The sequence below is a fragment of the Agrobacterium sp. V1 genome (genome assembly GCF_030518355.1).
Classification (GTDB): domain Bacteria; phylum Pseudomonadota; class Alphaproteobacteria; order Rhizobiales; family Rhizobiaceae; genus Agrobacterium; species Agrobacterium cucumeris.
In genome coordinates this window covers 1,044,606-1,068,154 of record NZ_JAULSF010000001.1, presented here as the reverse complement: position 1 = coordinate 1,068,154, position 23,549 = coordinate 1,044,606, and the positions used below count along the sequence as shown (strand labels likewise).

At 58.8% G+C, this 23,549-nt stretch carries 22 protein-coding genes; 6 read left to right on the top strand and 16 right to left on the bottom strand.

Annotation, left to right across the window (positions count from 1 at the left end):
* Positions 1-7: 7 nt before the first annotated feature.
* Positions 8-577, bottom strand: coding sequence for an AAA family ATPase (locus tag QSV77_RS05235; protein WP_302732732.1), 570 nt, complete (start codon positions 575-577; stop codon positions 8-10).
* Positions 578-824: 247 nt separating this feature from the next.
* Between QSV77_RS05235 and QSV77_RS05230 the strand changes: the two genes are divergently transcribed.
* From QSV77_RS05230 to QSV77_RS05220, 3 genes are all read left to right on the top strand, one after another.
* Positions 825-1,001 carry a hypothetical protein gene (locus QSV77_RS05230; protein WP_003496171.1) on the top strand — a complete coding sequence of 59 codons (177 nt, stop codon included), beginning with the start codon at positions 825-827 and terminating at the stop codon, positions 999-1,001.
* A 130-nt stretch (positions 1,002-1,131) separates the two neighbouring features.
* Positions 1,132-1,866: an AraC family transcriptional regulator gene (locus QSV77_RS05225; protein WP_302732731.1), complete on the top strand. Its 735-nt coding sequence runs from the start codon at positions 1,132-1,134 to the stop codon at positions 1,864-1,866.
* Positions 1,867-2,223: 357 nt separating this feature from the next.
* Positions 2,224-3,156 carry a DMT family transporter gene (locus QSV77_RS05220; protein WP_302732730.1) on the top strand — a complete coding sequence of 311 codons (933 nt, stop codon included), beginning with the start codon at positions 2,224-2,226 and terminating at the stop codon, positions 3,154-3,156.
* Between the two features lie 145 nt (positions 3,157-3,301).
* Here the strand turns inward: QSV77_RS05220 and QSV77_RS05215 are convergent, their stop codons facing one another.
* From QSV77_RS05215 to QSV77_RS05155, 13 genes are all read right to left on the bottom strand, one after another.
* On the bottom strand, positions 3,302-4,231 hold the full coding sequence (locus tag QSV77_RS05215) for an IS110 family transposase (RefSeq protein ID WP_302732404.1): 930 nt from the start codon (positions 4,229-4,231) through the stop codon (positions 3,302-3,304).
* 246 nt (positions 4,232-4,477) lie between these two features.
* Positions 4,478-5,449, bottom strand: coding sequence for a lipoyl synthase (gene lipA / locus QSV77_RS05210; protein ID WP_142839703.1), 972 nt, complete (start codon positions 5,447-5,449; stop codon positions 4,478-4,480).
* 104 nt (positions 5,450-5,553) lie between these two features.
* Positions 5,554-5,802, bottom strand: coding sequence for a GlsB/YeaQ/YmgE family stress response membrane protein (locus QSV77_RS05205; RefSeq protein WP_065115534.1), 249 nt, complete (start codon positions 5,800-5,802; stop codon positions 5,554-5,556).
* Between the two features lie 96 nt (positions 5,803-5,898).
* Positions 5,899-7,344 (bottom strand): dihydrolipoyl dehydrogenase, encoded by a 1,446-nt coding sequence (gene lpdA, locus QSV77_RS05200; protein ID WP_046800216.1) that lies wholly within the window; start codon positions 7,342-7,344, stop codon positions 5,899-5,901.
* Positions 7,345-7,404: 60 nt separating this feature from the next.
* Positions 7,405-8,049: an SGNH/GDSL hydrolase family protein gene (locus tag QSV77_RS05195; RefSeq protein ID WP_052818476.1), complete on the bottom strand. Its 645-nt coding sequence runs from the start codon at positions 8,047-8,049 to the stop codon at positions 7,405-7,407.
* Between the two features lie 12 nt (positions 8,050-8,061).
* Positions 8,062-9,435 (bottom strand): pyruvate dehydrogenase complex dihydrolipoamide acetyltransferase, encoded by a 1,374-nt coding sequence (locus tag QSV77_RS05190; RefSeq protein WP_302732729.1) that lies wholly within the window; start codon positions 9,433-9,435, stop codon positions 8,062-8,064.
* A gap of 2 nt (positions 9,436-9,437) precedes the next feature.
* Positions 9,438-9,725 (bottom strand): hypothetical protein, encoded by a 288-nt coding sequence (locus QSV77_RS05185; RefSeq protein WP_161991186.1) that lies wholly within the window; start codon positions 9,723-9,725, stop codon positions 9,438-9,440.
* A gap of 12 nt (positions 9,726-9,737) precedes the next feature.
* A complete protein-coding gene (locus QSV77_RS05180) occupies positions 9,738-11,159 on the bottom strand; it encodes a pyruvate dehydrogenase complex E1 component subunit beta (RefSeq protein WP_302732728.1) in 1,422 nt (473 codons plus the stop codon).
* A 17-nt stretch (positions 11,160-11,176) separates the two neighbouring features.
* A complete protein-coding gene (gene pdhA / locus QSV77_RS05175) occupies positions 11,177-12,220 on the bottom strand; it encodes a pyruvate dehydrogenase (acetyl-transferring) E1 component subunit alpha (RefSeq protein WP_046800221.1) in 1,044 nt (347 codons plus the stop codon).
* A 153-nt stretch (positions 12,221-12,373) separates the two neighbouring features.
* Complete coding sequence (locus QSV77_RS05170) at positions 12,374-12,691, bottom strand: septum formation initiator family protein (RefSeq protein ID WP_003512872.1); 318 nt, start codon at positions 12,689-12,691, stop codon at positions 12,374-12,376.
* A 345-nt stretch (positions 12,692-13,036) separates the two neighbouring features.
* Positions 13,037-14,311, bottom strand: coding sequence for a phosphopyruvate hydratase (gene eno / locus QSV77_RS05165; RefSeq protein WP_003512870.1), 1,275 nt, complete (start codon positions 14,309-14,311; stop codon positions 13,037-13,039).
* 137 nt (positions 14,312-14,448) lie between these two features.
* The gene (kdsA, locus tag QSV77_RS05160; RefSeq protein ID WP_302732727.1) at positions 14,449-15,294 is read right to left on the bottom strand and encodes a 3-deoxy-8-phosphooctulonate synthase; all 846 of its coding nucleotides are present in this window, start codon (positions 15,292-15,294) and stop codon (positions 14,449-14,451) included.
* A complete protein-coding gene (locus tag QSV77_RS05155) occupies positions 15,294-16,175 on the bottom strand; it encodes a VOC family protein (RefSeq protein ID WP_302732726.1) in 882 nt (293 codons plus the stop codon). The genes kdsA and QSV77_RS05155 overlap by 1 nt, the downstream gene beginning before the upstream one ends.
* Positions 16,176-16,387: 212 nt before the next feature.
* Here QSV77_RS05155 and lexA point away from each other — a divergent pair, with 212 nt between their 5' ends.
* Positions 16,388-17,110 carry a transcriptional repressor LexA gene (lexA, locus tag QSV77_RS05150; protein WP_302732725.1) on the top strand — a complete coding sequence of 241 codons (723 nt, stop codon included), beginning with the start codon at positions 16,388-16,390 and terminating at the stop codon, positions 17,108-17,110.
* Between the two features lie 413 nt (positions 17,111-17,523).
* Positions 17,524-18,201 carry a glutathione S-transferase family protein gene (locus tag QSV77_RS05145; protein ID WP_302732723.1) on the top strand — a complete coding sequence of 226 codons (678 nt, stop codon included), beginning with the start codon at positions 17,524-17,526 and terminating at the stop codon, positions 18,199-18,201.
* Between the two features lie 19 nt (positions 18,202-18,220).
* Here QSV77_RS05145 and QSV77_RS05140 read toward each other — a convergent pair whose 3' ends face one another.
* Positions 18,221-20,701: a ComEC/Rec2 family competence protein gene (locus QSV77_RS05140; RefSeq protein WP_302732722.1), complete on the bottom strand. Its 2,481-nt coding sequence runs from the start codon at positions 20,699-20,701 to the stop codon at positions 18,221-18,223.
* 262 nt (positions 20,702-20,963) lie between these two features.
* Between QSV77_RS05140 and gltA the strand changes: the two genes are divergently transcribed.
* On the top strand, positions 20,964-22,253 hold the full coding sequence (gene gltA, locus QSV77_RS05135) for a citrate synthase (protein ID WP_006312523.1): 1,290 nt from the start codon (positions 20,964-20,966) through the stop codon (positions 22,251-22,253).
* A gap of 112 nt (positions 22,254-22,365) precedes the next feature.
* On the opposite strand, the gene lpxB is transcribed toward gltA, so the two are convergent.
* Positions 22,366-23,547, bottom strand: a complete 1,182-nt coding sequence (gene lpxB / locus QSV77_RS05130) for a lipid-A-disaccharide synthase (protein ID WP_269697886.1) — start codon at positions 23,545-23,547, stop codon at positions 22,366-22,368.
* Positions 23,548-23,549 lie beyond the last annotated feature (2 nt).

Sequence of the window (23,549 nt, the reverse complement as noted above, 5' to 3'; positions counted from 1 at the left end):
GCGGCAGTTAATCGCCGATAACAAGAAGATCAAGAAGGCGGCGAAACTGTTTTCGGCTTTTCAGCTGGAATACCGGCACATCCTGACCATAAAGAGCGAAATTCTGCTCGAAAATCGGAGTATGGCGGCGCTCGAAGTTCCAGATATAACGCAGGAAATCGGCGTCTATCCTTTCCGGACATCCCTCCGCCATTTCCGGCCGTGCCTTGCCATAACCCCTGATCGCCCGGCTGATGGCGCCCCACAGGCAGAGCCAGCGCGGCATTCTCACCCAGAGCACGATGTGAGAGCGCGGCATGCGCATATCAAACGACGACGGATTGCTGCCATCCATCAACCAGCGCTCCTCCATGACCATGGCGGCTATCCTCCGCCGCTGTTCTTCGCGCGGGCGCAACTGCCAGCCGGGCAGCCAGAAAATTTCGCGATCCATGGAGATATAACGAAGCCCGAACTTGCGCGCGAGTTTCTGCGAGAGCGTCGACTTGCCGCCCCCGGAGCAGCCAACGACCATGATGCGTTGCGCCCGAACGATGATTGCAGCCGCGTCTTCCACTGTCTCGAGATAGTTCGGCATCCTATACCCTCGTCATGACCGGAAAATTGCCTGACGCAAGAACACCCGCATTCAAGCGATATTGTCGTCGCGCATGGCAGTTACGGAAAATTGACTATTGCAACCCCCTCACAGGGATTGCTATTTATTTGCCACTAATATTACACCCACTGGATGCAAACGCGCCGGGCGCTCCCGTTTTTCCCACGCGTATTCATCTTTGGGTTCAGACCCGATACATAACCGCTTTGAGCCACTGAGTGAGCCGATGGACGATTTTTCCAACATCATCAACCTTCTCGAATCCGCCAAGCAACTCGCATCGATGAACGGCATGCCCGTGCTTGCCTACCTTATCGACGTTGCAAAATGCGAGGCGAGAGAGAACAAGCCGGTTCTGCGCAAGCGCAAACGCGGCGAATCGACCGCCAAGGAAGACTGTTAATTGCCGTTTCGTATGGCCCACCGATAAAGCCGGCTGGCCCAACCTTCAAGACAATGTCATAATCAGACAATGAAACTGGCCGCTTTTTTTCGAGGCGGCCATTTCTTTGCACAATGGAAACGACAGCGTCATGACAGTCGCATCGGCAGATATCAGAACCTACCGGCAGGAAAGACCTAGGGAACGGCACGGTTTCGTGCAGATCGTTCTTCCAGTCTCCGGCTGCCTGCGGATTGATGTGGGCGGACGGCAGGACGAACTGTCGATCGGGCGCGGCGTCTTCATCCACCGTGATGCGCCACATACGCAGGAAGCGACGGTAATCAACCATTCGCTGGTGGTCGATATCGATGAAAGTGCCGTTTCCGAACAGACGCTGGAGAGATTCTCCCGCGTGCCGTTTCTCGATATTGCGCCTGATACACGGCAATTGATCGCCTATATGCGCAGCCTCATCAAAACCGATGGCCGGCGCGACGATATCGCCGCTCTCTGGGCGCCCCTGCTGGTGGACAGCCTCGCGCCTGAAAAAGCCGATATTCGCCAGCGCCTGCGCAAACTCAGCGCAGTTGTCGGGGCGGAGCCGTTCTTTCCCTGGACGATCGACATGCTGGCGGCCTGCGTGACGATCAGCGACAGCCGCCTGCACGCGTTGTTTCTCGAAGAATTCGGTTTCCCGCCTCACCGCTGGCTTGCCGGGTTGCGGATGGACAAGGTTTGCACGCTCCTCAACCAATCCAGCCTGCCGATTGCCGAAATCGCGCTCAGGGCCGGTTTTTCCGACCAGACGGCGCTGACCCGCGCCATGCGCAATGCGGTGGGTGAAACGCCGGCCACCTATCGCCGGAACCGCGGCATCCATTAGATTTGAGCTTTCAGGAGGTTGTGCGGTCATAGTGGATCGAGGTGGGTGTGGTTTACCCCCTCTGCCCTGCCGGGCATCTCCCCCACAAGGGGGGAGATCGGCAAGACGTACTCCCGCCGCCTCATTCTCGAACGTCAAGATGGGCGAGACGTTGCCACAGATCGATCTCCCCCCTTGTGGGGGAGATGCCCGGCAGGGCAGAGGGGGGTAAACCACACGCGCCCTCCGCCCGCTATAAACAGACAACCCTCTGCCCCCCAATCATTGCGGCGGACAAATCCTCAGGAGTTTTTGTCAAGACAGCCGCAAAGGCCTGTGGCACATCGCAGGCAAATGTGAATGCGGATGTGACATGACATGAACAACAAAACGGGTCTCGGTGTTTTTTACGGCGTGCTGGCGGGCGCGCTCTGGGGTGGCATCTTTCTCGCTCCGAAACTCGTGCCTGATTTTTCGGCCCTGCAATTATCGACGGCGCGTTATCTCACCTATGGGCTGATTTCCCTCATCATCATCGGGCCGCGCCTGAAACGGGTATCGGCGCATTTCGGCGCGCGGGAATGGTTTGCGCTCGGCTGGCTGAGCATGATCGGCAATATCGCCTATTATGTCTTCATATCAACGGCGGTGAAGCTGAGCGGCGTTGCTTTCACTTCGATCATCATCGGCTTCCTGCCCGTCGCCGTTACCATTATCGGCAGTCGTGACCATGGCGCGGTGTCGCTGAAGCGGCTGTGGCCATCGCTTGTCTTCGGCGCAATCGGCATTATCGGCATTTCCTGGCAGTCGCTGACGGAAAATGATGCGGGGCTGGATGTCTCCCGCGTCATCGGTCTTGCCTGTGCTCTGGGCGCGCTGGCCTCCTGGACGGCCTTTGCTGTCGGCAATGCCCGCTGGCTGTCTAGTCTTCACGATGTCAGCGCCGATGACTGGAACATGATGACCGGGGTCGTGACCGGCGGGCTTGCGCTGCTACTCGCCATTCCGGCCTTCGGCTTTGGCGGAGAAAGCCACAATACGGGAGACTGGCTGCATTTCGCCGCCATCGCCGCTGGCCTCGGTTTCACCGCCTCCATTCTCGGCAATGCATTCTGGAACCGCATGAGCCGCATGCTGCCACTCACCCTGGTCGGACAGATGATCCTGTTCGAGACGCTGTTTGCGCTGCTTTACGGGTTTTTATGGGAAGGACGCGGGCCGACCATTGTCGAGATCGTGGCGATCTGTTCGGTGGTGTTGAGCGTCGTGCTGTGCATGCGGGCGCACCGGCCTGAGAAAGTTGTGGCCTAAGTGGGATGGTGGGGCTTTCTGGACATTCTTCTTCCGTCATACCGGCCCTGAGCCGGTATCCAGCCAGCCCAAGTCCTTGGGCTGAAAAGACTCTCCCAGCCGCGCAGACGCGCGTCGGCTGGCAACTGTATTAATGCATGTTGTTTTAAGCTGCTTCGAATGTGGTTTTATCCCTGAGAATGGCATTTGCAATGACGAGCAGTTTGCGGGCGATGGCGATGATCATGACCTTGAACGGTTTGCCTTTGGCCTGCATGGCTTGAACCATGCGGGCGAAGGGCGACTTTAGCCGGTAGGCCACCAGCGCCGCCATATAGAGGGCATCGCGCACGCGCTTTCGTCCGGCGCGGATATGGCGCTGGCCGCGATGAATGCCGCTATCGGCATTGAAGGGGGCAAGGCCTGCAAGCGCCGCCATGCTGCCTGGCGAACTGTCGCCCAGTTCCGGCATGTGGGCCATCAGGGTGAACGCCGTGATCTGGCCGATGCCGGGGATCGAGCGAAGTCTGGTGCTTTGCTCGTTCAGCGTCACATTTGTCCGTACAAGCAACTGGCACTGTTGTTCGATCGCGGCGATTTCCGTATCGAGCCAGCCGAGGTGGCGCGCGATGCTGTCGCGCTCCGACGGATCGGCCGTATGAAGGCGCGCACGTTCCTGCTGGCGCATGGCAACAAGCTGATCACGCCTTGTATGCAGGCTTTCCAGCTGCTGACGGACCGGGTCGGGTGGTGTCGTAACGGGTGGTGAAAGTGTTTCGCCCATGCGCGCCAAAAGTCGCGCATCGATGGTATCGGTTTTGGCAAGCTGGCCGGTGGCTCTTGCAAAGTCGCGGGCCCTGGCCGGATTGACCCGACAATAGGGCCGCCGCCACCTTTCGAGCGCCGAGCACAACAGCCGGTCATAACGTCCGGTCGCCTCCAGAACGACCTGCGCCTCGCGTCCATCAAGGGTGGCAAGCCATTCATCGATGGCGGTGCCGGTATTGGCGATGCGGACGGCTTTTTGTGTTGCGGCATCGAAAAGATCCAGATGTGCCTTTGAGACGTCGCATCCGATGTAAACAGGGTGTACCATGGCAAGCCTCATCCTGTGCTACGAGGTCCGCGCTCACGGCCTCCATCAACTGTTCAGGTTGGGATTATCAGAGCGGGCGGAGGTCCAAAAGCCAGCAGGCGGTCTCTAACGACCAGGATTCCGACGGCCTTCCGCCCGCACTCTACATAGCACAAATCCAATACACAGGATTCCGGCTCAAGGCCGGAATGACGGAGGTAGGTAGATTGCACCACGTGGGCGCAATTCAATCGTCCTAACGCCTACTTACTCCGCAGCCGCCAGCAGCTTCTTCTCACGGGCAGCACGCAGGCGCTCGAAATCGTCGCCGGCATGATGCGACGACCGCGTCAGCGGGCTGGAGGAGACCATCAGGAAGCCCTTGGTATAGGCAACGGTTTCGTAGGACTTGAACTCTTCCGGCGTCACGAAGGCCTCGACCTTGTGGTGCTTGCGGGTCGGCTGCAGGTACTGGCCGATGGTCAGGAAGTCCACGTCGGCGCTGCGCAGATCGTCCATCAGCTGCAGCACTTCGTTACGCTCTTCACCGAGGCCAACCATGATTCCCGACTTGGTGAACATGGTGGGGTCCAGTTCCTTGACGCGCTGCAGGAGGCGCACGGAATGGAAGTAGCGCGCACCGGGACGGACCGTCAGATAATTGCCCGGAACGGTTTCCATATTGTGGTTGAAGACATCGGGCTTGGCGGCCACGACACGCTCCAGCGCACCGGGCTTCTTCAGGAAGTCGGGCGTGAGGATTTCGATGGTCGTGTTGGGAGACGCAGCACGGATCGCCCAGATGACCTTTTCGAAATGTTCAGCACCACCATCGGCGAGATCGTCGCGGTCCACCGAGGTGATGACGACGTGCGAAAGGCCCATCTGCTTGACGGCCTTGGCGACATTCTCGGGCTCGTCCATATCAAGCGCGTTGGGCTTGCCGGTCGCGACGTTGCAGAAAGCGCAGGCGCGGGTGCAGATTTCACCCATGATCATGAAGGTCGCGTGTTTCTTGTCCCAGCATTCGCCGATATTCGGACAGCCGGCTTCCTCGCACACCGTTACCAGCTTGTGGCTGCGCACCAGTTCGCGCGTCTCGTGATAGCCCTTGGAGGTCGGCGCCTTGACGCGGATCCATTCCGGCTTGCGCATGACCTCGGTATCGGGCCGATGCGCCTTTTCCGGATGGCGGATACGCTTTTCGTCGGACGACGTTCTGTCGAGAATAGTGACCATTTAAAACCTGCTTCCATCGCCTGTGGCGATCTAAACACCTGTTGGCCGGATGCTTTAGAACAATTCCAGAAAAAGCGTAAGCCCTTTCCGGTCACGAAGCATTTTCAGCGCCGTACCAGCTTTGCCAGGAACAGCAAAAGGCTGGCACCGAGGAAAGACGTGACGAAATAACCGAGCCTGCTGTCCTGCACGAAGACATCAAGAGTGCGAAGGACGGCGACGGCGACAACCGAGCCGACAATGCCGAGAATGATGTTCATGAAGATGCCGAAGCGCATATCCATGAGCTTGCCCGCAAGCCAGCCGGCGAGACCGCCGATGATGATTGCTGCAATCCAGCCTACACTTTCCATTCCCACGCTCCCTGAAGAACAGTTCCCTTGGGGAACCGGCGTTGAGACATATGGGACACCCGGCAAGATTAGACAATGCCGGGCATCACGCGGCACTTATGCGTTCAGCACACGCCCATAGGCGTCGAGCACGCTTTCCTTCATCGATTCCGAAATGGTCGGATGCGGGAAGATCGTGTGCATCAAATCTTCCTCGGTCGTCTCGAGATTCATGGCGACGACGAAGCCCTGAATGAGTTCGGTGACTTCCGCACCGACCATATGCGCACCAAGCAGCTCACCGGTCTTCTTGTCGAAGATGGTCTTGACCATGCCCTGGTCCTCGCCAAGCGCAACGGCCTTGCCGTTTGCCGCAAAGGAGAAGCGGCCGACGCGGATGTCGCGGCCCTGTTCCTTGGCCTTGGCTTCGGTGAGGCCGACCGAGGCAACCTGTGGATTGCAATAGGTGCAGCCGGGGATCTTGAGCTTGTCCATCGGGTGGACATTCGGCAGACCGGCGATCTTTTCGACGCAGATGACGGCCTCATGCTCGGCCTTGTGGGCGAGCAGCGGCGGGCCGGCGACATCACCGATGGCGTAGATGCCAGGCACGTTGGTCTTGCCGTAACCGTCGATGACGATGAAGCCGCGATCGGTCTTCACGCCAACGGCCTCAAGGCCGATGCCTTCGACATTCGCCACGACGCCAACGGCGGAAATCATCCGGTCGGCGGTGATCTTCTCGGAAGAACCGTCCTTCTTCTCAAGCGTCGCAGTGACGGAGTTTGCAGCCTTCTCGACCTTGGAAACCTTGGTTTCCAGATGAATCTTGATGCCCTGCTTTTCCAGCTGCTTCTTGGCGAAGGCGGAGATTTCCGCATCTTCGACCGGCATGACCTGGCTCATGATTTCGACGACGGTGACGTCAACGCCCATGGTGCGGTAGAAGCTGGCGAATTCGATGCCGATGGCGCCCGAACCCATGACGAGCAGCGACTTCGGCAGCTCTTCCGGCTTCATCGCCTCGAAATAAGTCCAGATCAGCTTGCCATCCGGCTCGATGCCGGGCAGCGCGCGCGGACGGGCGCCGGTGGCGACGATGATGTGCTTGGCAGTGTAAGTGCCCTCACCCAGCGTGTTCTTCGGAACCGGACCCTGCGGCTGAACCACCGGCTTGGTGGATTTGCCAACGACGATTTCGCCCGGCTTGGTGATCTTGGCTTCACCCCAGATGATATCGACCTTGTTCTTCTTGAACAAGAAACCGACGCCGTTGTTCATGCGAGCGGCAATGCCGCGCGAGCGGGCGACGATTGCCTTCACATCCGGCTTGATCGAACCTTCCAGCGTCAGGCCATAATCCTTGGCGTGGGTGGCGGTGTGCATGACATCGGCGGTACGCAGCAGAGCCTTGGTGGGAATGCAGCCCCAGTTGGAGCAGATACCGGCAAGGTGCTCGCGCTCGACAACGGCGACCTTCATGCCGAGCTGGGCGGCGCGGATCGCGGCAATATAACCGCCCGGTCCCGAACCGATGATGATGACGTCATAAGATTGAGCCATTGGAAATCCTGCCTTGTCTTAATTCGGATGACGGCACGCCGTTCCGAAACGGAATTATTGTCAAAGTCCGAGCATCATACGGACGACGGGCTCCAGCCCACGCCCGATGGCCCGCGTGTTTTCAGCATCGAGATGAACGCCATCCACCGGCGTCGTGCGGGCAACGGACCCGGCATCGAAAAAGCCGCAATCGAGTTCGTCGGCCAAATCCCTGTAGACGGAAGCCAGCATCGCCGATTCATCGATAGCATCACGAAAGATCGCGCCCATGAACGGATTGGCCGTTTCGCATAATTGCGGCGGCGCGACGATCAGAACGTCAGGCGCTTCCCAGTCCGGCACCTGCCAGACGTGGTTGCGCGTGAGTTTCACCAGCCGCTCGACACCCTTCATGGCGACAATGGCCGAACCATGGATCGCCGGTTTCATGTCGTTGGTGCCGAGCATGATGATGACCAGATCCAGCGGCGCGTGGCTGTGCAGCAGCGTCGGCAGCAATCTGGCGCCATTGCGGTCACAATCGGCGGTGTGGTCGTCATAGGCGGTGGTGCGACCGCCCAGCCCTTCGTGGATCACATGCACGTCAGGCCCGAGCGCCTTTTGCAAGACGCTCGGCCAAAGATCGTCATGGCTGTGCCGGCCACCCGTTTCCGCATTTGATCCCCATGTGAGGGAATCGCCAAAGCAGAGGACCGACTTCACCATGTCACTCTCCGATCAAACCAGCATGCCCATCGGGTTTTCGATGTAGCGCTTGAAGGCGCCGATCAGCTCGGCTCCCAGCGCGCCATCGACGCAGCGGTGGTCGGTGGAAAGCGTGACCGTCATGACGTTGGCGATCTTGATCTCGCCGTTCTTCACGACTGCCCGCTGTTCGCCCGCGCCGACCGCCAGGATGGTGGCATGCGGCGGGTTGATAACGGCGGAGAAGCTCTTGACGCCCATCATGCCCATATTGGACACGGCGGTCGTGCCGCCCTGATACTCTTCAGGCTTCAGCTTGCGCTCTTTCGCACGCTTGCCGTAGTCCTTCATCTCGTTGGAGATGGTGGAGAGCGACTTTTCTTCCGCCTTGCGGATGATCGGCGTGATCAGGCCACCCGGAATGGAAACGGCAACGCCGACATCCGAATGCTTGTGCTTGACCATGGCGCTTTCCGTCCAGGAGACGTTGGCATCAGGTACATCACGCAGCGAAAGAGCCAGCGCCTTGATGACCATGTCGTTGACCGACAGCTTGTAGGCGGGCTTGCCGTCCTTTTCGGGGGCAGCCGCGTTCAGCTGGGCGCGCAGTGCCAGAAGCGTATCCAGTTCGCAATCCACGGAGACGTAGAAGTGCGGAACCGTCTGCTTGGATTCGACCAGACGCTTGGCGATGACCTTGCGCATGCCGTCATGCGGCACAAGCTCGTAGGAGCCCTGTTCGAACAGCTTGAGAACCGCTTCGTCCGACTGACCCTTGGCAAGGGCCGGAGCCGGTGTGCCTGCGGATGCCGCGGCGGCGCTCGGCGCAGCCTTTGCACCGCCGGAAGCGGCAGCCTTTTCCACGTCGGTCTTGATGATGCGGCCATGTGGGCCGGAACCGGAGACGGCCGAGAGGTCGAGACCAGCTTCCTTGGCGAGACGGCGAGCAAGCGGCGAAGCAAAGATACGCTCACCGGACTTTGCAACCGGCGCCGGCGTGGAAGACGCGGGCGCCTGATCGGCGGCCGGCTTTTCAGCCTTGGCAGGTACTGCTTCTTCCTTCGGCGCTTCGGTCTTAACGGCTTCCTGCTTCGGTGCTTCGGCCTTTGCTTCCGCCTTGGCAGGAGCGGCATCGCCGCCCTTTGCCGCCTCGGCCACGTCCTCGCCTTCGGCGGCGAGGATGGCGATCAGGGCGTTGACCTTGACGGCTTCGGTGCCGGCCGGCACAACCAGCTTGGCAACCGTGCCTTCGTCCACGGCTTCCACTTCCATGGTCGCCTTGTCGGTCTCGATCTCGGCGATCACGTCACCGGGTGCGACCTTGTCGCCTTCCTTGACCAGCCACTTGGCCAGATTGCCCTCTTCCATGGTGGGAGAAAGGGCAGGCATGGTGATGTTGATAGGCATGACTAGGCCTCCCCCCAAACGAGATTAAAATCTTCCAGGTCTTCAGGATGTTCCATGAGCCAATCCACCTGTGACGGTGTAATCTCGATGTATCCGGCAACGTCGACGAGCCATTCGCCGACTGCACCGATAACGCCGATATCCTCACGCGGAACACCGGCGACAACATCGCCATCACCGTCGTTGACGACGGCCCAGAAGATTACCCGCTCGAACAAAGGCGCGTCTTTGGTACCTAAAACACGGTACCAATTTTCGGTTGCCGGGAGGATTTGTTTTATGACACTCAAAATCATCTCCCCTTATTTGTAGCAGACGGTTTTGACGGCCTGAACAACTTCATCGACGTTGGGCAGAGCCAGTTTTTCGAGGTTTGCCGCGTAAGGCATCGGAACGTCCTTGCCGGCAATCGTCAGGATTGGCGCATCGAGATAATCGAAAGCGGCGCGCATGACCTGGTTGGCAATGAAGTCACCGACCGATGACTGCGGGAAGCCCTCTTCCACCGTGACCAGACGGCCGGTCTTCTTGACCGATTCGATGACGGTGGGCAGATCCATCGGACGGATGGTGCGCAGGTCGATCAGTTCGACATCGATGCCGAGCTTTTCGAGTTCCGCAACCGCCTTGATCGCATAGGTCATGCCGATGCCGAAGGAAACGATGGTCGCATCCTTGCCCTTGCGGTGAATGCGCGCCTTGCCGATCGGCAGCACGAAATCATCGAGCTTCGGCACTTCGAAGCTCTGACCGTAGAGAATTTCATTTTCCAGGAAAATGACCGGGTTCGGATCGCGGATCGCTGCCTTCAGCAGGCCCTTGGCGTCGGCTGCCGTGTAGGGCATGACGACCTTGAGGCCCGGAATATGGCTGTACCATGCGGCGTAACATTGCGAATGCTGCGCGCCAACGCGGGCAGCAGCACCGGACGGACCACGGAACACCATCGGAGCGCCCATCTGGCCACCCGACATGTAAAGCGTCTTGGCCGCCGAGTTGACGATCTGGTCGATCGCCTGCATGGCGAAGTTGAAGGTCATGAATTCGACGATGGGGCGCAGGCCAGTCATGGCCGCGCCGACGCCGATACCGGCAAAACCATGCTCGGTGATCGGGGTGTCGATGACGCGGCGCTCGCCGAATTCCTGCAGCAACCCTTGCGTGATCTTGTAGGCGCCCTGATATTCGGCGACTTCTTCACCCATGACGAAAACTTTTTCGTCGGCGCGCATCTCTTCGGCCATGGCGTCGCGCAGTGCTTCACGCACCGTCGTCATCACCATTTCCGTACCTTCCGGGATATCCGGATCGGCTGCGACATCGATCTTCGGGGCTGCCGGAACCTTGGCGGCTTCCTTGGCAGCGCTCGGCTCTTCGGCAGCTTCGCGGGTCTTGCCGCCTGCGGCATCAGAACCGGAATTTGCGGCTTCAGCCTTCGGCTCTTCTTTCTTGGCGGAAGAAGAGATGTCGTCGGCGCTTTCGCCTTCCTGAAGGAGTACGGCAATCGCCGTGTTGACCTTGACGCCTTCGGTGCCGGCATCGATCAGCAACTTGCCGATGACGCCTTCATCGACGGCTTCCACTTCCATGGTCGCCTTGTCGGTCTCGATTTCGGCAATCACGTCGCCTGATGTGACCTTGTCGCCTTCCTTTTTAAGCCATTTGGAAAGCGTGCCTTCCTCCATGGTCGGGGAAAGGGCGGGCATAAGAATTTCTACTGGCATGGGGTTCCCTTTCCCGATCAGAGCAGAATGTCGGTGTAAAGCTCGGACGCATCCGGCTCTGGGTCGTTCTGGGCAAAGTCGGCGCTGTCGGCGACGATATCACGGACATCCTTGTCGATGGCCTTGAGTTCGTCTTCGCTTGCCCAGCCCTGCTCCAGAAGCCGTGCCTTGACCTGCTCGATCGGGTCGTGTTCGGAGCGCATCTTCTGCACTTCGTCCTTGGAACGGTATTTCGCCGGGTCGGACATGGAGTGACCACGGTAACGGTAGGTCAGCATTTCAAGAATGATCGGACCCTTGCCGGAACGGCAATATTCCAGTGCCTGGTCGGCGGCGGCCTTGACGGCGCGCACATCCATGCCATCCACCTGGATGCCGGGAATGCCGAAAGACTGGCCGCGCAGCGAATAATTCGACTGTGCGGTGGCGCGGGCGGTCGAGGTGCCCATCGCATAACGGTTGTTTTCAACGATATAGATGATCGGCAGTTTCCAGAGAGCAGCCATGTTGAAGCTCTCATAGACCTGGCCCTGGTTGGCAGCGCCATCACCGAAATAGGTCACGGAAACATTGTCGTTGCCACGATAACGGTTGGCGAAGGCAAGACCGGTTCCAAGCGAAACCTGTGCGCCGACGATGCCGTGGCCGCCATAGAAATGTTTCTCCTTGGAGAACATATGCATGGAGCCGCCCTTGCCCTTCGACAGGCCGCCCTTGCGGCCGGTCAGCTCGGCCATGACGCCACGGGCGCTCATGCCGAGAGCCAGCATGTGGCCATGGTCACGATAGGCGGTGATGACCTGATCACCTTCCTTCTGCGACATCTGCATGCCGACCACGACGGCCTCCTGGCCAATGTAGAGGTGACAGAAACCACCGATGAAGCCCATGCCATAGAGCTGGCCGGCCTTTTCCTCGAAACGGCGGATGAGCAGCATTTCACGATAGGCGTGAAGTTCGTCTTCCTTCGAGAAGTCCGGGCTGTTCTTGCCGGTGAATTCGGTTGCAGCCTTTGCCGTGGTCTTGCGGCCGGATACGGTCGCTGGTTTTCGCGGCGCCATTCATCCCTCCCTGAGTTGCCGTTTGAATGGATAGATTGGCGCGTACCATATGCAAGAAAATGCCATGCAGCAATGCTTTAAACGCATGGCACATATTCACGCTAAGATGCTGTGAATAAATCACAAATGTTAAATTAACCAGATTTCGGTTAATCAGAAATATGTGTTCATGATGACAATTTCGTCCGTACGGGACATATTCAGCTGGTAACGGGAAATTTCATCAATCATGTCCCGCTCCAGCGAGCCGTCGCTCAGCAATTCCACCTGCCGCTCCAGCGCTACACGCGCCTGCGTCAGCTTTGCAAGCTCCGCTGTTCTGGCAATACGCTGCCGCTCCAGCCGCTCCGTTGCCTGAAGACCGAAGTCGCCATGGATGGAATGATAGCCGAAATAGGAAAGAAAAGCGATCGTGATGGCCGGAACGATCAAACGGCCGAATCGTCTCTTTTTATGATGTCTGGTCCACATGCCGCAGAGAAGCCTTAAAACGCATAACCTTTGAGTCTCGAGACTAAGCCGGATTGTTTAACTATCCGTTGACCTTAAATTGCGATCGGCAAATGGGCATGAAAAAAGCCCGCCGGAGGGCGGGCTAAGAACGGCAGCGACGTCAAAAGAACCCTCGTCATGCCGGACTTGATCCGGCATCCAGCCACAGCGCGTCTGCGCTGTGGGGAGAGTCTTTCGCGATCAAGGACTTGATCGCGCTAGACCCCGGATCAGGTCCGGGGTGACGGAATGCGGATGCTACCGCTCGCCTCTGAATGAGCCCGCCAAGGCGGCGGGCCGCATCACAAACCAATACTGCCGGAATTAGCCGCGCAGTATCGAACGGCCGGCGTAGGCAGCCTGCGGACCCAGCATTTCTTCGATGCGGATCAGCTGGTTGTACTTTGCGAGCCGGTCGGAACGGGCAAGCGAGCCGGTCTTGATCTGACCGCAGTTCGTCGCAACAGCGAGATCGGCGATGGTGGAGTCTTCCGTCTCGCCCGAACGGTGCGACATGACGGCGGTGTAACCAGCCTTGTGCGCGGTCTCAACCGCATCAAGCGTCTCAGAGAGCGAGCCGATCTGGTTGACCTTGACGAGGATGGAGTTTGCGACACCCATCTTGATACCATCGCGAAGGCGGGCGGAGTTGGTGACGAAAAGATCGTCGCCGACCAGCTGGCACTTGTTGCCGATGAGATCGGTCAGAGCCTTCCAGCCATCCCAGTCGTCTTCCGCCATGCCGTCTTCGACGGAGATGATCGGATACTTGGCAACGAGCTCAGCCAGATATTCGGCCTGCTCGATCGGCGAACGGGTCTTGCCTTCGCCTTCATAAACGTAGTTGCCGTTCTTGAAGAATTCGGTCGCGGCACAGTCAAGACCGATGAACATGTCGTCGCCCGGACGGTAGCCAGCCTTTTCGATCGACTTCATGATGAAATCGAGTGCTGCCGGCGCGCTTTCGAGACCCGGTGCAAAACCGCCCTCATCGCCGACATTGGTGTTGTGGCCCTGTGCGGACAGTTCTTTTTTGAGCGTATGGAACACTTCCGAGCCCATGCGCACGGCTTCACGGATGTTTTCCGCGCCAACCGGCAGGATCATGAATTCCTGGAAATCGATCGGGTTGTCGGCATGCGCGCCGCCATTGATGATGTTCATCATCGGAACCGGCAGCAGATGCGCGTTCGGGCCACCGACATAACGGTAAAGCGGCAGGCCGGAGGCTTCGGCTGCAGCCTTGGCGACAGCGAGCGACACACCGAGGATGGCGTTGGCGCCGATGCGCGACTTGTTCGGCGTACCGTCAAGCGCAATCATCATCTGGTCGATCTGGATCTGGTTTTCAGCGTCAAAACCGCCGATCGCGTCGAAGATTTCCGTATTGACGGCTTCAACCGCCTTTTCCACGCCCTTGCCGAGATAACGCTTGCCGCCATCGCGCAGCTCAACCGCTTCATGCGCGCCGGTCGAGGCGCCGGAGGGAACGGCCGCACGGCCCATGGAGCCGTCTTCGAGGTAAACATCGACTTCAACAGTCGGGTTGCCGCGGCTGTCGAGAATTTCGCGCGCGATGATATCGGTAATGGCAGTCATGGTCTCTCCCTTGGGAATGGAACAGATATTTTCCGTCGCCTGTCTTAGACGATGACGAAGAAATTACAATGACGGCGGGCGGCAGAAACGGAGCGCCCGCCATTTAAAATCGATTGGCACAAACGAAACGCATTGCCTCAGGCTTTGGTGATCGCGTCGAAGGCCAGAAGCTTTTCCAGCAGTTTCGGCATGTCCTTCAGGTGCACCATGTTGGGACCGTCGGACGGTGCATTGTCCGGGTCCTCATGGGTCTCGATGAAGAGGCCGGCGACACCGACCGCCACCGCCGCACGCGAAAGCGTCTCGACGAATTCGCGCTGGCCGCCGGTGGAACCGCCCTGCCCGCCCGGCTGCTGCACCGAATGGGTGGCGTCGAAGACAACGGGCGCGCCAAGCGAAGCCATGATCGGCAGCGAGCGCATGTCGGAGACCAGCGTGTTGTAACCGAAGGAGGCGCCGCGCTCGCACAGGAGCACATTCGGGTTGCCGCTTTCATTCAGCTTGGCCAGCACGTTCTTCATGTCCCAGGGCGCCAGAAACTGGCCCTTCTTGACGTTGATGACGCGGCCGGTCCTGGCGGCGGCGACGAGAAGATCGGTCTGGCGGCTGAGGAAGGCAGGAATCTGCAACACATCCACCACTTCAGATACGACGGCGCATTGTTCCTCGGTGTGAATGTCGGTCAGAACAGGAAAACCATATTCCTTCTTCAGATCGGCAAAAACCTGCATCGCGCTGTCAAGGCCGATGCCGCGCTTGCCGGAAAGCGACGTGCGGTTCGCCTTGTCGAAGGAGGATTTATAAACGAGGCCGATGCCCAGGCTGTCGCAAAGTTCCTTCAGCACGCCGGCAATCATGAAGGCATGTTCGCGGCTTTCCATCTGGCAGGGGCCGGCAATCAGCGAAAAACGCTCGGTATTGGAAAAGGAAACCTTGCTGGCGCCATCGCCGGCGGTGACTTTGAGATTGTTCGTAACGCTCATCATTTTTCCTCGAAGGCGAAGGCAACGCCCTGACCGGGTGCTGCGGGCACCACCAGCCGGCCGGCCGCTTCTGTGCTGGACACGCCATTAGCAGCAAGTACCGCTTCTGTCACGGCAAGATCGCGAACGGAAAAGACAATGCCTGCGCCGCGCAATCCACCGCCGCCCTCTTCGGGAATATTAAAGGCATGTCCGCCGAAGATCGGCTTTCCCGTCAATCTTATGCGGGCATTGCCGGTTGCGAAAAGCACATCACCATCCGGGGACATTTTGCCATCACAGCCAAAAACAGTCTCAATCAGCCGCGCCGCATTTGCATCATCACCGGAAGACAGGGCGATCTCGCTGAGACCGGAAACGCCGTTGGCATGGCGCTCCAGCACTGAGCGGTCGCCCGGCAGGGCCTGCAGCCGCTGGCAACTGAACAGAAAGAAATCCTCCGCGGAACCGCCTGCTGCAAAAGCCAGCCGGAAGGCCGCCTCGCTCTGCGAACCATCCGGCATTTTGACCGGCCGCGAAAATTCAAAGCCATTGCCGGCCGAGAGGCCTGCGGCTGCGAATCGGTCGTGATCGCCACGAGCGTCCTGTGTCGCAGCGACCAGAGCGGAAAATCCCTCGCCTGCAACCTGTTTCCGGAAGGCCTGATCTCGCCCGGTAAACACATCTCCGCGACCAATAGAGGCATTATAGTTAGCCGGGTTAGCAATTGCGAGAGGCTCCAGATATGTGCCGTCAGCGAAAAAAACGCAGGCATTCTGCGTGCCGAACGGATGAAGAGCCACTGGAGCTACCGTAAATCCCAGGTTTCCAAGGCGATTTGCCGCGATGTCGATGTGCTCGACAGGCAGTACAAGATGGTCGATGTGATATGGTTTCGTCATTTCCCTGCTTCCTACTGTCGCATGCGGCATGGCCATGCCGGAACAGTCCGGACGGCAGAAAAGCACAATTTCGTGCTTTCAGGCAAATCATCAAAACAACAGATAGCAGCTTCACGAAATTTTAGGGGATTGCGGAACACATATGGAACATATAGTGTTCGTTCTGTATTTGTTTCGCGACCTCCACTACGATTCTCAAGGGTGTTTTCCTCATGCTCACGCGCAAACAGCAGGAATTGCTTCTCTTCATTCATGAACGAATGAAAGAGTCCGGCGTGCCGCCCTCCTTCGATGAAATGAAGGACGCACTCGATCTTGCTTCCAAATCCGGCATCCACCGGCTGATAACCGCCCTCGAAGAGCGCGGCTTTATTCGCCGGCTACCTAACAGGGCACGGGCGCTGGAAGTAATCAAGCTACCGGAGGCCTATGCGCCGGGTGCGAGGCCGCAGCGCGGCTTTTCGCCAAGCGTCATCGAAGGCAGCCTCGGCAAACCGAAGACACCGGAACCCGCACCTGCGCCCAAGGCGCCCGCCAACGATCTCGGTGGTGCTGCCACGGTGCCGGTCATGGGCCGCATCGCCGCAGGCGTGCCGATTTCCGCCATCCAGAACAACACCCATGATGTTGCCGTACCGGTGGACATGCTGGGTTCGGGTGAACATTACGCGCTCGAAGTTAAGGGCGATTCGATGATCGAGGCGGGGATTTTCGACGGCGATACCGTCATCATCCGCAACAGCAATACCGCCAATCCGGGCGATATCGTCGTGGCACTGGTGGATGACGAGGAAGCGACGCTGAAGCGGTTCCGCCGCAAGGGCGCTTCCATCGCGCTGGAAGCCGCCAACCCCGCTTATGAAACCCGTATCTTCGGGCCTGATCGGGTAAAAATTCAGGGCAAGCTGGTCGGGCTTATACGCCGTTACCATTGATTTGACTTGGCCGTCATCCTCTCGAGACAGGTGTCGTCATGCGGCGGCGCCTGTCGAAGATGACGGCAATTCCGTAGTTCGATTGGCTACGTGAGGCTCGGGCAATCTTATTCTTCCCGCAGACGGATACGTCTCGTCTGGTAAAGATCAGTTCCAGTTTCATATGGATATCTTTGTCGCGCTCTTCTCGCCGGCCTGTTGTCACCACTGCGTCATACGCCGTGGACTTCTGATCGCGTGAAGTCGTTGACGCTTGCGGGATGTGCCCGGCCTGACGCTGCCACCGAATGGTGATACTCGATGCAAAGCCCCTGCCATTCATCAACGCGATTTATGAGTGCCATGGATTATTTTCGATATTCCATCATGCCCCGACAGGTATAGAAATGCGCGTCATATCCGGGAGATAAGCCATGTACGATCTTTACATCGCCAACAAGAACTACTCTTCATGGTCACTGCGGCCGTGGGTGTTGATGCGCACTCTCGGTATCGCCTTTGATGAAAAACTTGTTCCGTTTGGCGAAGGTGTCGCCTTTTCCAGCTTCTCGCCAACCGGCAAGGTGCCCTGCCTTGTCGATGATGGCGTGACGATATGGGAAACGCTGTCGATCGCCGAATATCTCGCAGAACGGCACAAGGGCGTCTGGGCAGGCGACAAGCAGGCGCGGGCATGGTCACGTTCGGCGGCGAGTGAAATGCACGCCGGCTTTTCCTCGCTGCGCAATCTTTATCCCATGTCGGTCGGTATTCGGGTCAAGCCGAAGGGTGGCGATGCCGGGCTTGCGGCAGACATAAAGCGCATCGATGCGTTGTGGAGCGAAGGTCTGACAAAATTCGGCGGTCCTTATCTTGCCGGTCAGAAATTCACGGCGGTCGATGCTTTCTTCTGCCCGGTCGCGTTCCGTTTCCAGACCTATGGCGCTGATCTTTCACCTGCGGCAAAAGCCTATTGCGACCGGCTGCTGGCCCTGCCCGCCATGCGTGAATGGTATGAGGCCGGATTGAAGGAGATCTGGCGCGATGCGGCGCATGAGCAGGAAATCGGCGGCATTGGTGAAATGACTGCCGATCTGCGCGTGAAGGTCTGAATATCCATGCTGGCGGCGTTCATTGCGATGTCGCCAGCAACTGCCTGACCGGTTCCGGCACCTCGTATTCGAAACGGTCGGTTTTCCAGTCGTAATAGCGGTGCTCGCCCCATGGCCTGTCCGCCCCGGCAATCGCCGCGCGCAGCCGTCCGACGACCGCGGATTGGTCGCTCCCGGCAAAGTTTATTTCCACCGAACCAATGCGCCGCAATATATCGCGGTTGAGCAGAAGCGCACCCGAGCGGCATTGTGAAAACGAGGTCCTGCGGGAAACGACGACAATATCGGCGATGTCGCAGGCTTTTCCGGCAAACCGGCCGTCTTCCAGAACGACGATCCACTCCCCGCTCCCGGCGCGCGCCACGCACCATATGCCTTTGCTGCAGGTGAAGACGCCGGGTTCCGCATCTTTCAGCGCTGCCGTCATCTGCCGTGTCACCTCCCTCATCTCCTCCGGCGTAAGTTTTGATTTTGTGGTCAAGCCTACACTGGTTATTGCGGCCTCCGCTTTGAGATTGACCGGTGGAACGGGCTGTTCCGGCAACAGGAGTGCTCTTTGCCACTGGCCGTATACGAAGCCCTGTGGTCGCGTTTTTGTCGTATAGGCCTTGCCGTCTTCCAGCAGCGCCACCAACTCACCGTCCTCGTGAATGAGCAGATCCGGGACATCGCGATAGGCCGTGGCCGCCGACAGGCCGAAGGCGAAGACAAGAAGCGGAATACCAAGCAATGCAAGCGGGCTGCGCAGCAAGGTGAGCAGCAGGAAACCGGCGGAGCCGAGACCAATGAACCACTCATGCGGCCGCCCCGTTGCCGCGCTGCCGCCCCAGGACGCCACTTCATTGGCGACTTCGATGACGAGCGCCATGCCATAACCCATGATCTTCAGGAACGGCCCATCAAGCCCGAACGGCATCAGCAGCATGGCCAGGAGGCCGAACGGCATGACGATCAGCGACATCAGCGGCATGGCAGCCAGATTGGCGAAAAGTCCATAGGTGGTGACACGATGGAAATGCTCGGCCGAATAGATCGCCGTCGAAACTCCGCCAATCAGCGACGTGGTGATGACCCCGCCAATGATGGTTCCTGCCGTTTGCGCCGCCGTCATCCATACCGGTCTGCGTCCGATCAACAGTCGCTCGTGATCGCCGCGCCGGCGGCCCCACCAGGCATAGGTGGATACGAGCGCGATGGTCGCGGCAAACGACATCTGGAAACTCGGCCCCATGATTTCCGATGGCGAAAAGACAAGGATGATGAGAGCCGAAATAGCGACATTCCGGAGGCTGAGCGACGGCTGATCGAAAAGAACCGCGATCAGCATCACCGACATCATCAGCCAGGCGCGCTCGGCGGAGACGGCGAAACCGGAAATCAGGTAATAAGCGAGCGTCATCAAGAGTGCCGCGAAAGCCGAAATCTTCTTGACGGGCCAGCGCTGCGCAAAAGCGGGAAACAGGCTGAAGCTCAGCCTCAGCCCCACAAAAAAAATGCCTGCGGCAAGTGCCATGTTCAGCCCGGATATGGCAACGATATGGGCAAGGCCGGAAAGCCTCAATGCCTCCATCGTATCGGCCGAGATCGCCTGTCTCTCATTGGTGACGATGGACGCGGCGAAGGCTCCGGCGTCACCACCAATGACATTGCGGATACGCTCCGCAATGGCGCTGCGCAGGCCATAGAGCCGCATATCCGCCCATTCCAGCCAGCCCGTCTCGACCTTGATGTCGCCCCTTGGTGATATGAGTGCCTGCGGCGGCTTGTAGAAAAATCCGGTCGCACCAATACCTTTGAAATAGGAAGCGAAGGCGAAGTCGTTCAGACCCGGCAAAGCAGGGCCGGAAGGCGGCGAGAGCCGTGCCTTGCCTTGAATGGTCGCGCCAAGCGCAACGGGGTCGCCTCCGCCACGGGACAGCAGCGAGATTCTCGCCGGCGGGCGCGACAATGCTGGCGCTTCGGTCGCAGCCAGCTGAATGACATATCGCCAGGAGCCGCGCGCATCCACTTCCCGGCGCACCACCGTGCCGGTGATGGTGGTTGTAACCGGGGTATCCAGTACCACGGTTCCCGCTCGCCGGGTTTCAATATCCGCCAGAAGCATGCCCAGCAGAAGAAAAGCGGCAGCGCTGCAGGTCGCCGCCGACAGGCCGTTATTGTATCGGCTAAACAGCGCCAGACCGGCAGCAAGCAGGAACATGATGGCGAGAGCAGGCAAGGACGGCGTGACATCAAGGGAAAACCACAGGATCGCGCCGCAGCCGATAAAGACGGGAACGAAAAGGAAATCATGGCCGAATGCGCGTTCCTCGGCGACGCAGCCGGCAACTTTTTCGGTGATGACAGCCTTGAGATTGCGCCTGACAACACGGGTGGGCAGATCATAAGCCACAAGATCGCCGGCGCGGTGGACGGGAAACAGGATTTCATGCGCGCCGGGCAAGTCACCCTGCAACGTTTCGGCATATTCGAGATGCTTTTTTTCCCCTTGACCAAGCAATCCGCGCCGCGCCCCTACCGCACCGGAAACAGGTTTGCAGGGCGGCGGGAAGGATTGCAATCCTTTCCTTTAACCGAGCGTTGACCGAGATTGAATTGCCATGGCCGATAATGCCGCAAGCAACGTAATTGCGTTTGCCGCAATGCACAATTTGACCTTCGAATAGCTTGGCATCGGCGCAAGGATCATATAGCTAATCGGTAGACGCTTAACCGCGAGGCGTGTCTCAACGCCTCCACCCGCATGTTCTCGGAGGATCAGTATGACGGAAAAAAGCGCTACAGTGACACTTGGCGAAAAGCAGGTGGAACTCCCGGTAAGGGAAGGCACGATTGGACCAAGCGTCGTCGATATCGCCACGCTCTACAAGCACACGGGCTCCTTCACTTACGACCCGGGTTTCACGTCGACGGCCTCCTGCGAATCCAAGATCACCTATATCGACGGTGACGAAGGCGTTCTCCTTCACCGCGGCTTCCCGATCGAGCAGCTTGCCGAACAGGGCGACTTCCTGGAAACCTGCTATCTGCTGCTTTACGGCGAACTGCCGACGGCTGCGCAGAAGAAGGACTTCGACACCCGCGTTACGCGCCACACCATGGTGCACGAGCAGATGAGCCGTTTCTTCACCGGCTATCGTCGCGATGCGCATCCTATGGCCGTCATGTGCGGCACGGTCGGTGCTCTCTCAGCCTTCTACCACGACTCGACCGACATTACCGATCCGCACCAGCGCATGGTCGCTTCGCTGCGCATGATCGCGAAAATGCCGACGATCGCCGCCATGGCCTATAAGTACCATATCGGCCAGCCCTTCGTTTATCCGAAGAACGATCTGGATTACGCTTCCAACTTCCTGCACATGTGCTTTGCGGTGCCGTGCGAGGATTACAAGGTCGATCCGGTTCTGGCCCGCGCCATGGACCGCATCTTCATCCTGCATGCCGACCACGAGCAGAACGCCTCCACCTCCACGGTGCGTCTTGCCGGTTCTTCGGGTGCAAACCCGTTCGCCTGTATTGCGGCGGGCATCGCCTGCCTCTGGGGTCCTGCACATGGCGGCGCCAACGAAGCGGCGCTCAACATGCTGAACGAAATCGGCTCTGTTGACCGTATTCCGGAATACATCGCCCGCGCCAAGGACAAGAACGATCCGTTCCGCCTGATGGGCTTTGGCCACCGCGTGTACAAGAACTACGACCCGCGCGCCAAGATCATGCAGAAGACGATGTATGAAGTGCTGGAAGCCACCGGCAATTCTGACGATCCGATCATGCAGGTTGCGCTGGAACTGGAAAAGATCGCCCTTTCCGACCCCTACTTCGTTGAAAAGAAGCTCTACCCGAATGTCGACTTCTATTCCGGCATCACGCTGAAGGCGCTGGGCTTCCCCACCACCATGTTCACCGTTCTCTTCGCGCTCGCCCGCACCGTCGGCTGGATCGCACAGTGGAACGAAATGATCGAAGATCCGCAGCAGCGCATCGGCCGTCCGCGCCAGCTCTACACGGGCGCCGGCAAGCGCGATTACGTTCCGGTTTCCAAGCGCTAAACCGGCAATCAAAACATCAAAGGCCGGCGGGTGAAAATCCACCGGCCTTTTTTATTGGGTATTTCGGTAAGATAAACACGTTCGACCGGTGGCCAAGACGGCCAAGCCTGTATCAGCCTTGCTGTCTGCGGCCGTTCAGCACATCGAGCAGAATGGCAGCACCGGTTTCGCCCGGAGGCACATCGGTGTGCAGACGCTGCTGCACCAAAGCATAACCGTCAAGCATGGCCCGCCGCTCTGTTGTGTCAGATGCAAGCCGCTCTGCCCAGCGCAGCATGGACCCTGGCCGCACCACCTCGTTGAGATATTCCGGCACAACCGGGTAGTCGGCAATCAGGTTCGGAAGTGCGCCCGTCCAGGTTTTTACCCGCTTGCTCAGCATGGTGAAAATCCAGTCGGTCTTATAAACAGAAACGGTCGGCACGCCGGCAAGCGCCAGTTCGAGAATGACAGTGCCGGAGGCGGCGATTGCCGCATCGGCAAGCGCAAACGCGTTCCATTTGAAGGCGGAATCGATGCCGATTTCAGGCCTTATATCTTCCGGCCATGTTGCCGCCAGCTCGCGAATACGGTTTTCCTGACGCGGCACGGTGGGCAGCACGAAACGGGTTGGGCCGTTGCGTTCCACAAAGGCCTTTGCGGCCTCCCGAAATGGCTCCATCAACCGCGTGGTTTCCGTGGAGCGCGACCCGGGCAGCAGAAGAATGGTCTTGGCTTCGCCCTTGGCCGGAAGGGGGCGTTCCGCCCGCTTTTGCCGCACCGCCAGCACATCGGGATCGACGCTGAGACGATGGCCGACAAAGGTGGTCGGCGGGCCGCCCAGACGCCGCATCGCCTCCGGCTCAAAAGGCAGCAAGGCAAGAACGTGATCGACATAGGACAACATCGCGGTGGCGCGATATTCCTTCCACGCCCAGACACTGGGGCAGACATAGTTGACGACCGGCAGATGCGGCAATTGCTTGCGGACTTTTTTCGCAACACGATGCGTGAAATCCGGGCTGTCAATGATCAGCAGAATATCCGGCTTTGCGGCGATGATCGCCTGCGCAGTCTGGTTGATGCGTGCAATGAGTTTCGGCAGCTTTTTCAGGACTTGCGTGAAGCCCATGATGGAAAGTTCGGAATAATCGAACAGCGAGGTCAGCCCCTGCGCCTCCAGCGCCTCGCCGCCGACGCCCATCAGCTCAACGGAGCCCGGATATCGGGCTTTGAGGGAGCGGATCAGATCTGCGCCCAGAAGATCGCCGGACACTTCCCCGGCAATAACCGCCACTTTTAATGTCGCCGTCATCC

Coding starts and splice junctions, on each gene's coding strand:
- QSV77_RS05215 (WP_302732404.1), bottom strand. CDS start 4,231: ATGGTACACCCTGTTTACATCGGATGCGACGTCTCAAAGGCACATCTG.
- QSV77_RS05220 (WP_302732730.1), top strand. CDS start 2,224: ATGAACAACAAAACGGGTCTCGGTGTTTTTTACGGCGTGCTGGCGGGC.
- kdsA (WP_302732727.1), bottom strand. CDS start 15,294: ATGAGCGTTACGAACAATCTCAAAGTCACCGCCGGCGATGGCGCCAGC.
- gltA (WP_006312523.1), top strand. CDS start 20,964: ATGACGGAAAAAAGCGCTACAGTGACACTTGGCGAAAAGCAGGTGGAA.
- QSV77_RS05230 (WP_003496171.1), top strand. CDS start 825: ATGGACGATTTTTCCAACATCATCAACCTTCTCGAATCCGCCAAGCAA.
- lpdA (WP_046800216.1), bottom strand. CDS start 7,344: ATGGCTCAATCTTATGACGTCATCATCATCGGTTCGGGACCGGGCGGT.
- lexA (WP_302732725.1), top strand. CDS start 16,388: ATGCTCACGCGCAAACAGCAGGAATTGCTTCTCTTCATTCATGAACGA.
- QSV77_RS05225 (WP_302732731.1), top strand. CDS start 1,132: ATGACAGTCGCATCGGCAGATATCAGAACCTACCGGCAGGAAAGACCT.
- lpxB (WP_269697886.1), bottom strand. CDS start 23,547: ATGACGGCGACATTAAAAGTGGCGGTTATTGCCGGGGAAGTGTCCGGC.
- eno (WP_003512870.1), bottom strand. CDS start 14,311: ATGACTGCCATTACCGATATCATCGCGCGCGAAATTCTCGACAGCCGC.
- lipA (WP_142839703.1), bottom strand. CDS start 5,449: ATGGTCACTATTCTCGACAGAACGTCGTCCGACGAAAAGCGTATCCGC.
- QSV77_RS05205 (WP_065115534.1), bottom strand. CDS start 5,802: ATGGAAAGTGTAGGCTGGATTGCAGCAATCATCATCGGCGGTCTCGCC.
- QSV77_RS05190 (WP_302732729.1), bottom strand. CDS start 9,435: ATGCCTATCAACATCACCATGCCTGCCCTTTCTCCCACCATGGAAGAG.
- QSV77_RS05145 (WP_302732723.1), top strand. CDS start 17,524: ATGTACGATCTTTACATCGCCAACAAGAACTACTCTTCATGGTCACTG.
- QSV77_RS05180 (WP_302732728.1), bottom strand. CDS start 11,159: ATGCCAGTAGAAATTCTTATGCCCGCCCTTTCCCCGACCATGGAGGAA.
- pdhA (WP_046800221.1), bottom strand. CDS start 12,220: ATGGCGCCGCGAAAACCAGCGACCGTATCCGGCCGCAAGACCACGGCA.
- QSV77_RS05170 (WP_003512872.1), bottom strand. CDS start 12,691: ATGTGGACCAGACATCATAAAAAGAGACGATTCGGCCGTTTGATCGTT.
- QSV77_RS05235 (WP_302732732.1), bottom strand. CDS start 577: ATGCCGAACTATCTCGAGACAGTGGAAGACGCGGCTGCAATCATCGTT.
- QSV77_RS05155 (WP_302732726.1), bottom strand. CDS start 16,175: ATGACGAAACCATATCACATCGACCATCTTGTACTGCCTGTCGAGCAC.
- QSV77_RS05195 (WP_052818476.1), bottom strand. CDS start 8,049: ATGGTGAAGTCGGTCCTCTGCTTTGGCGATTCCCTCACATGGGGATCA.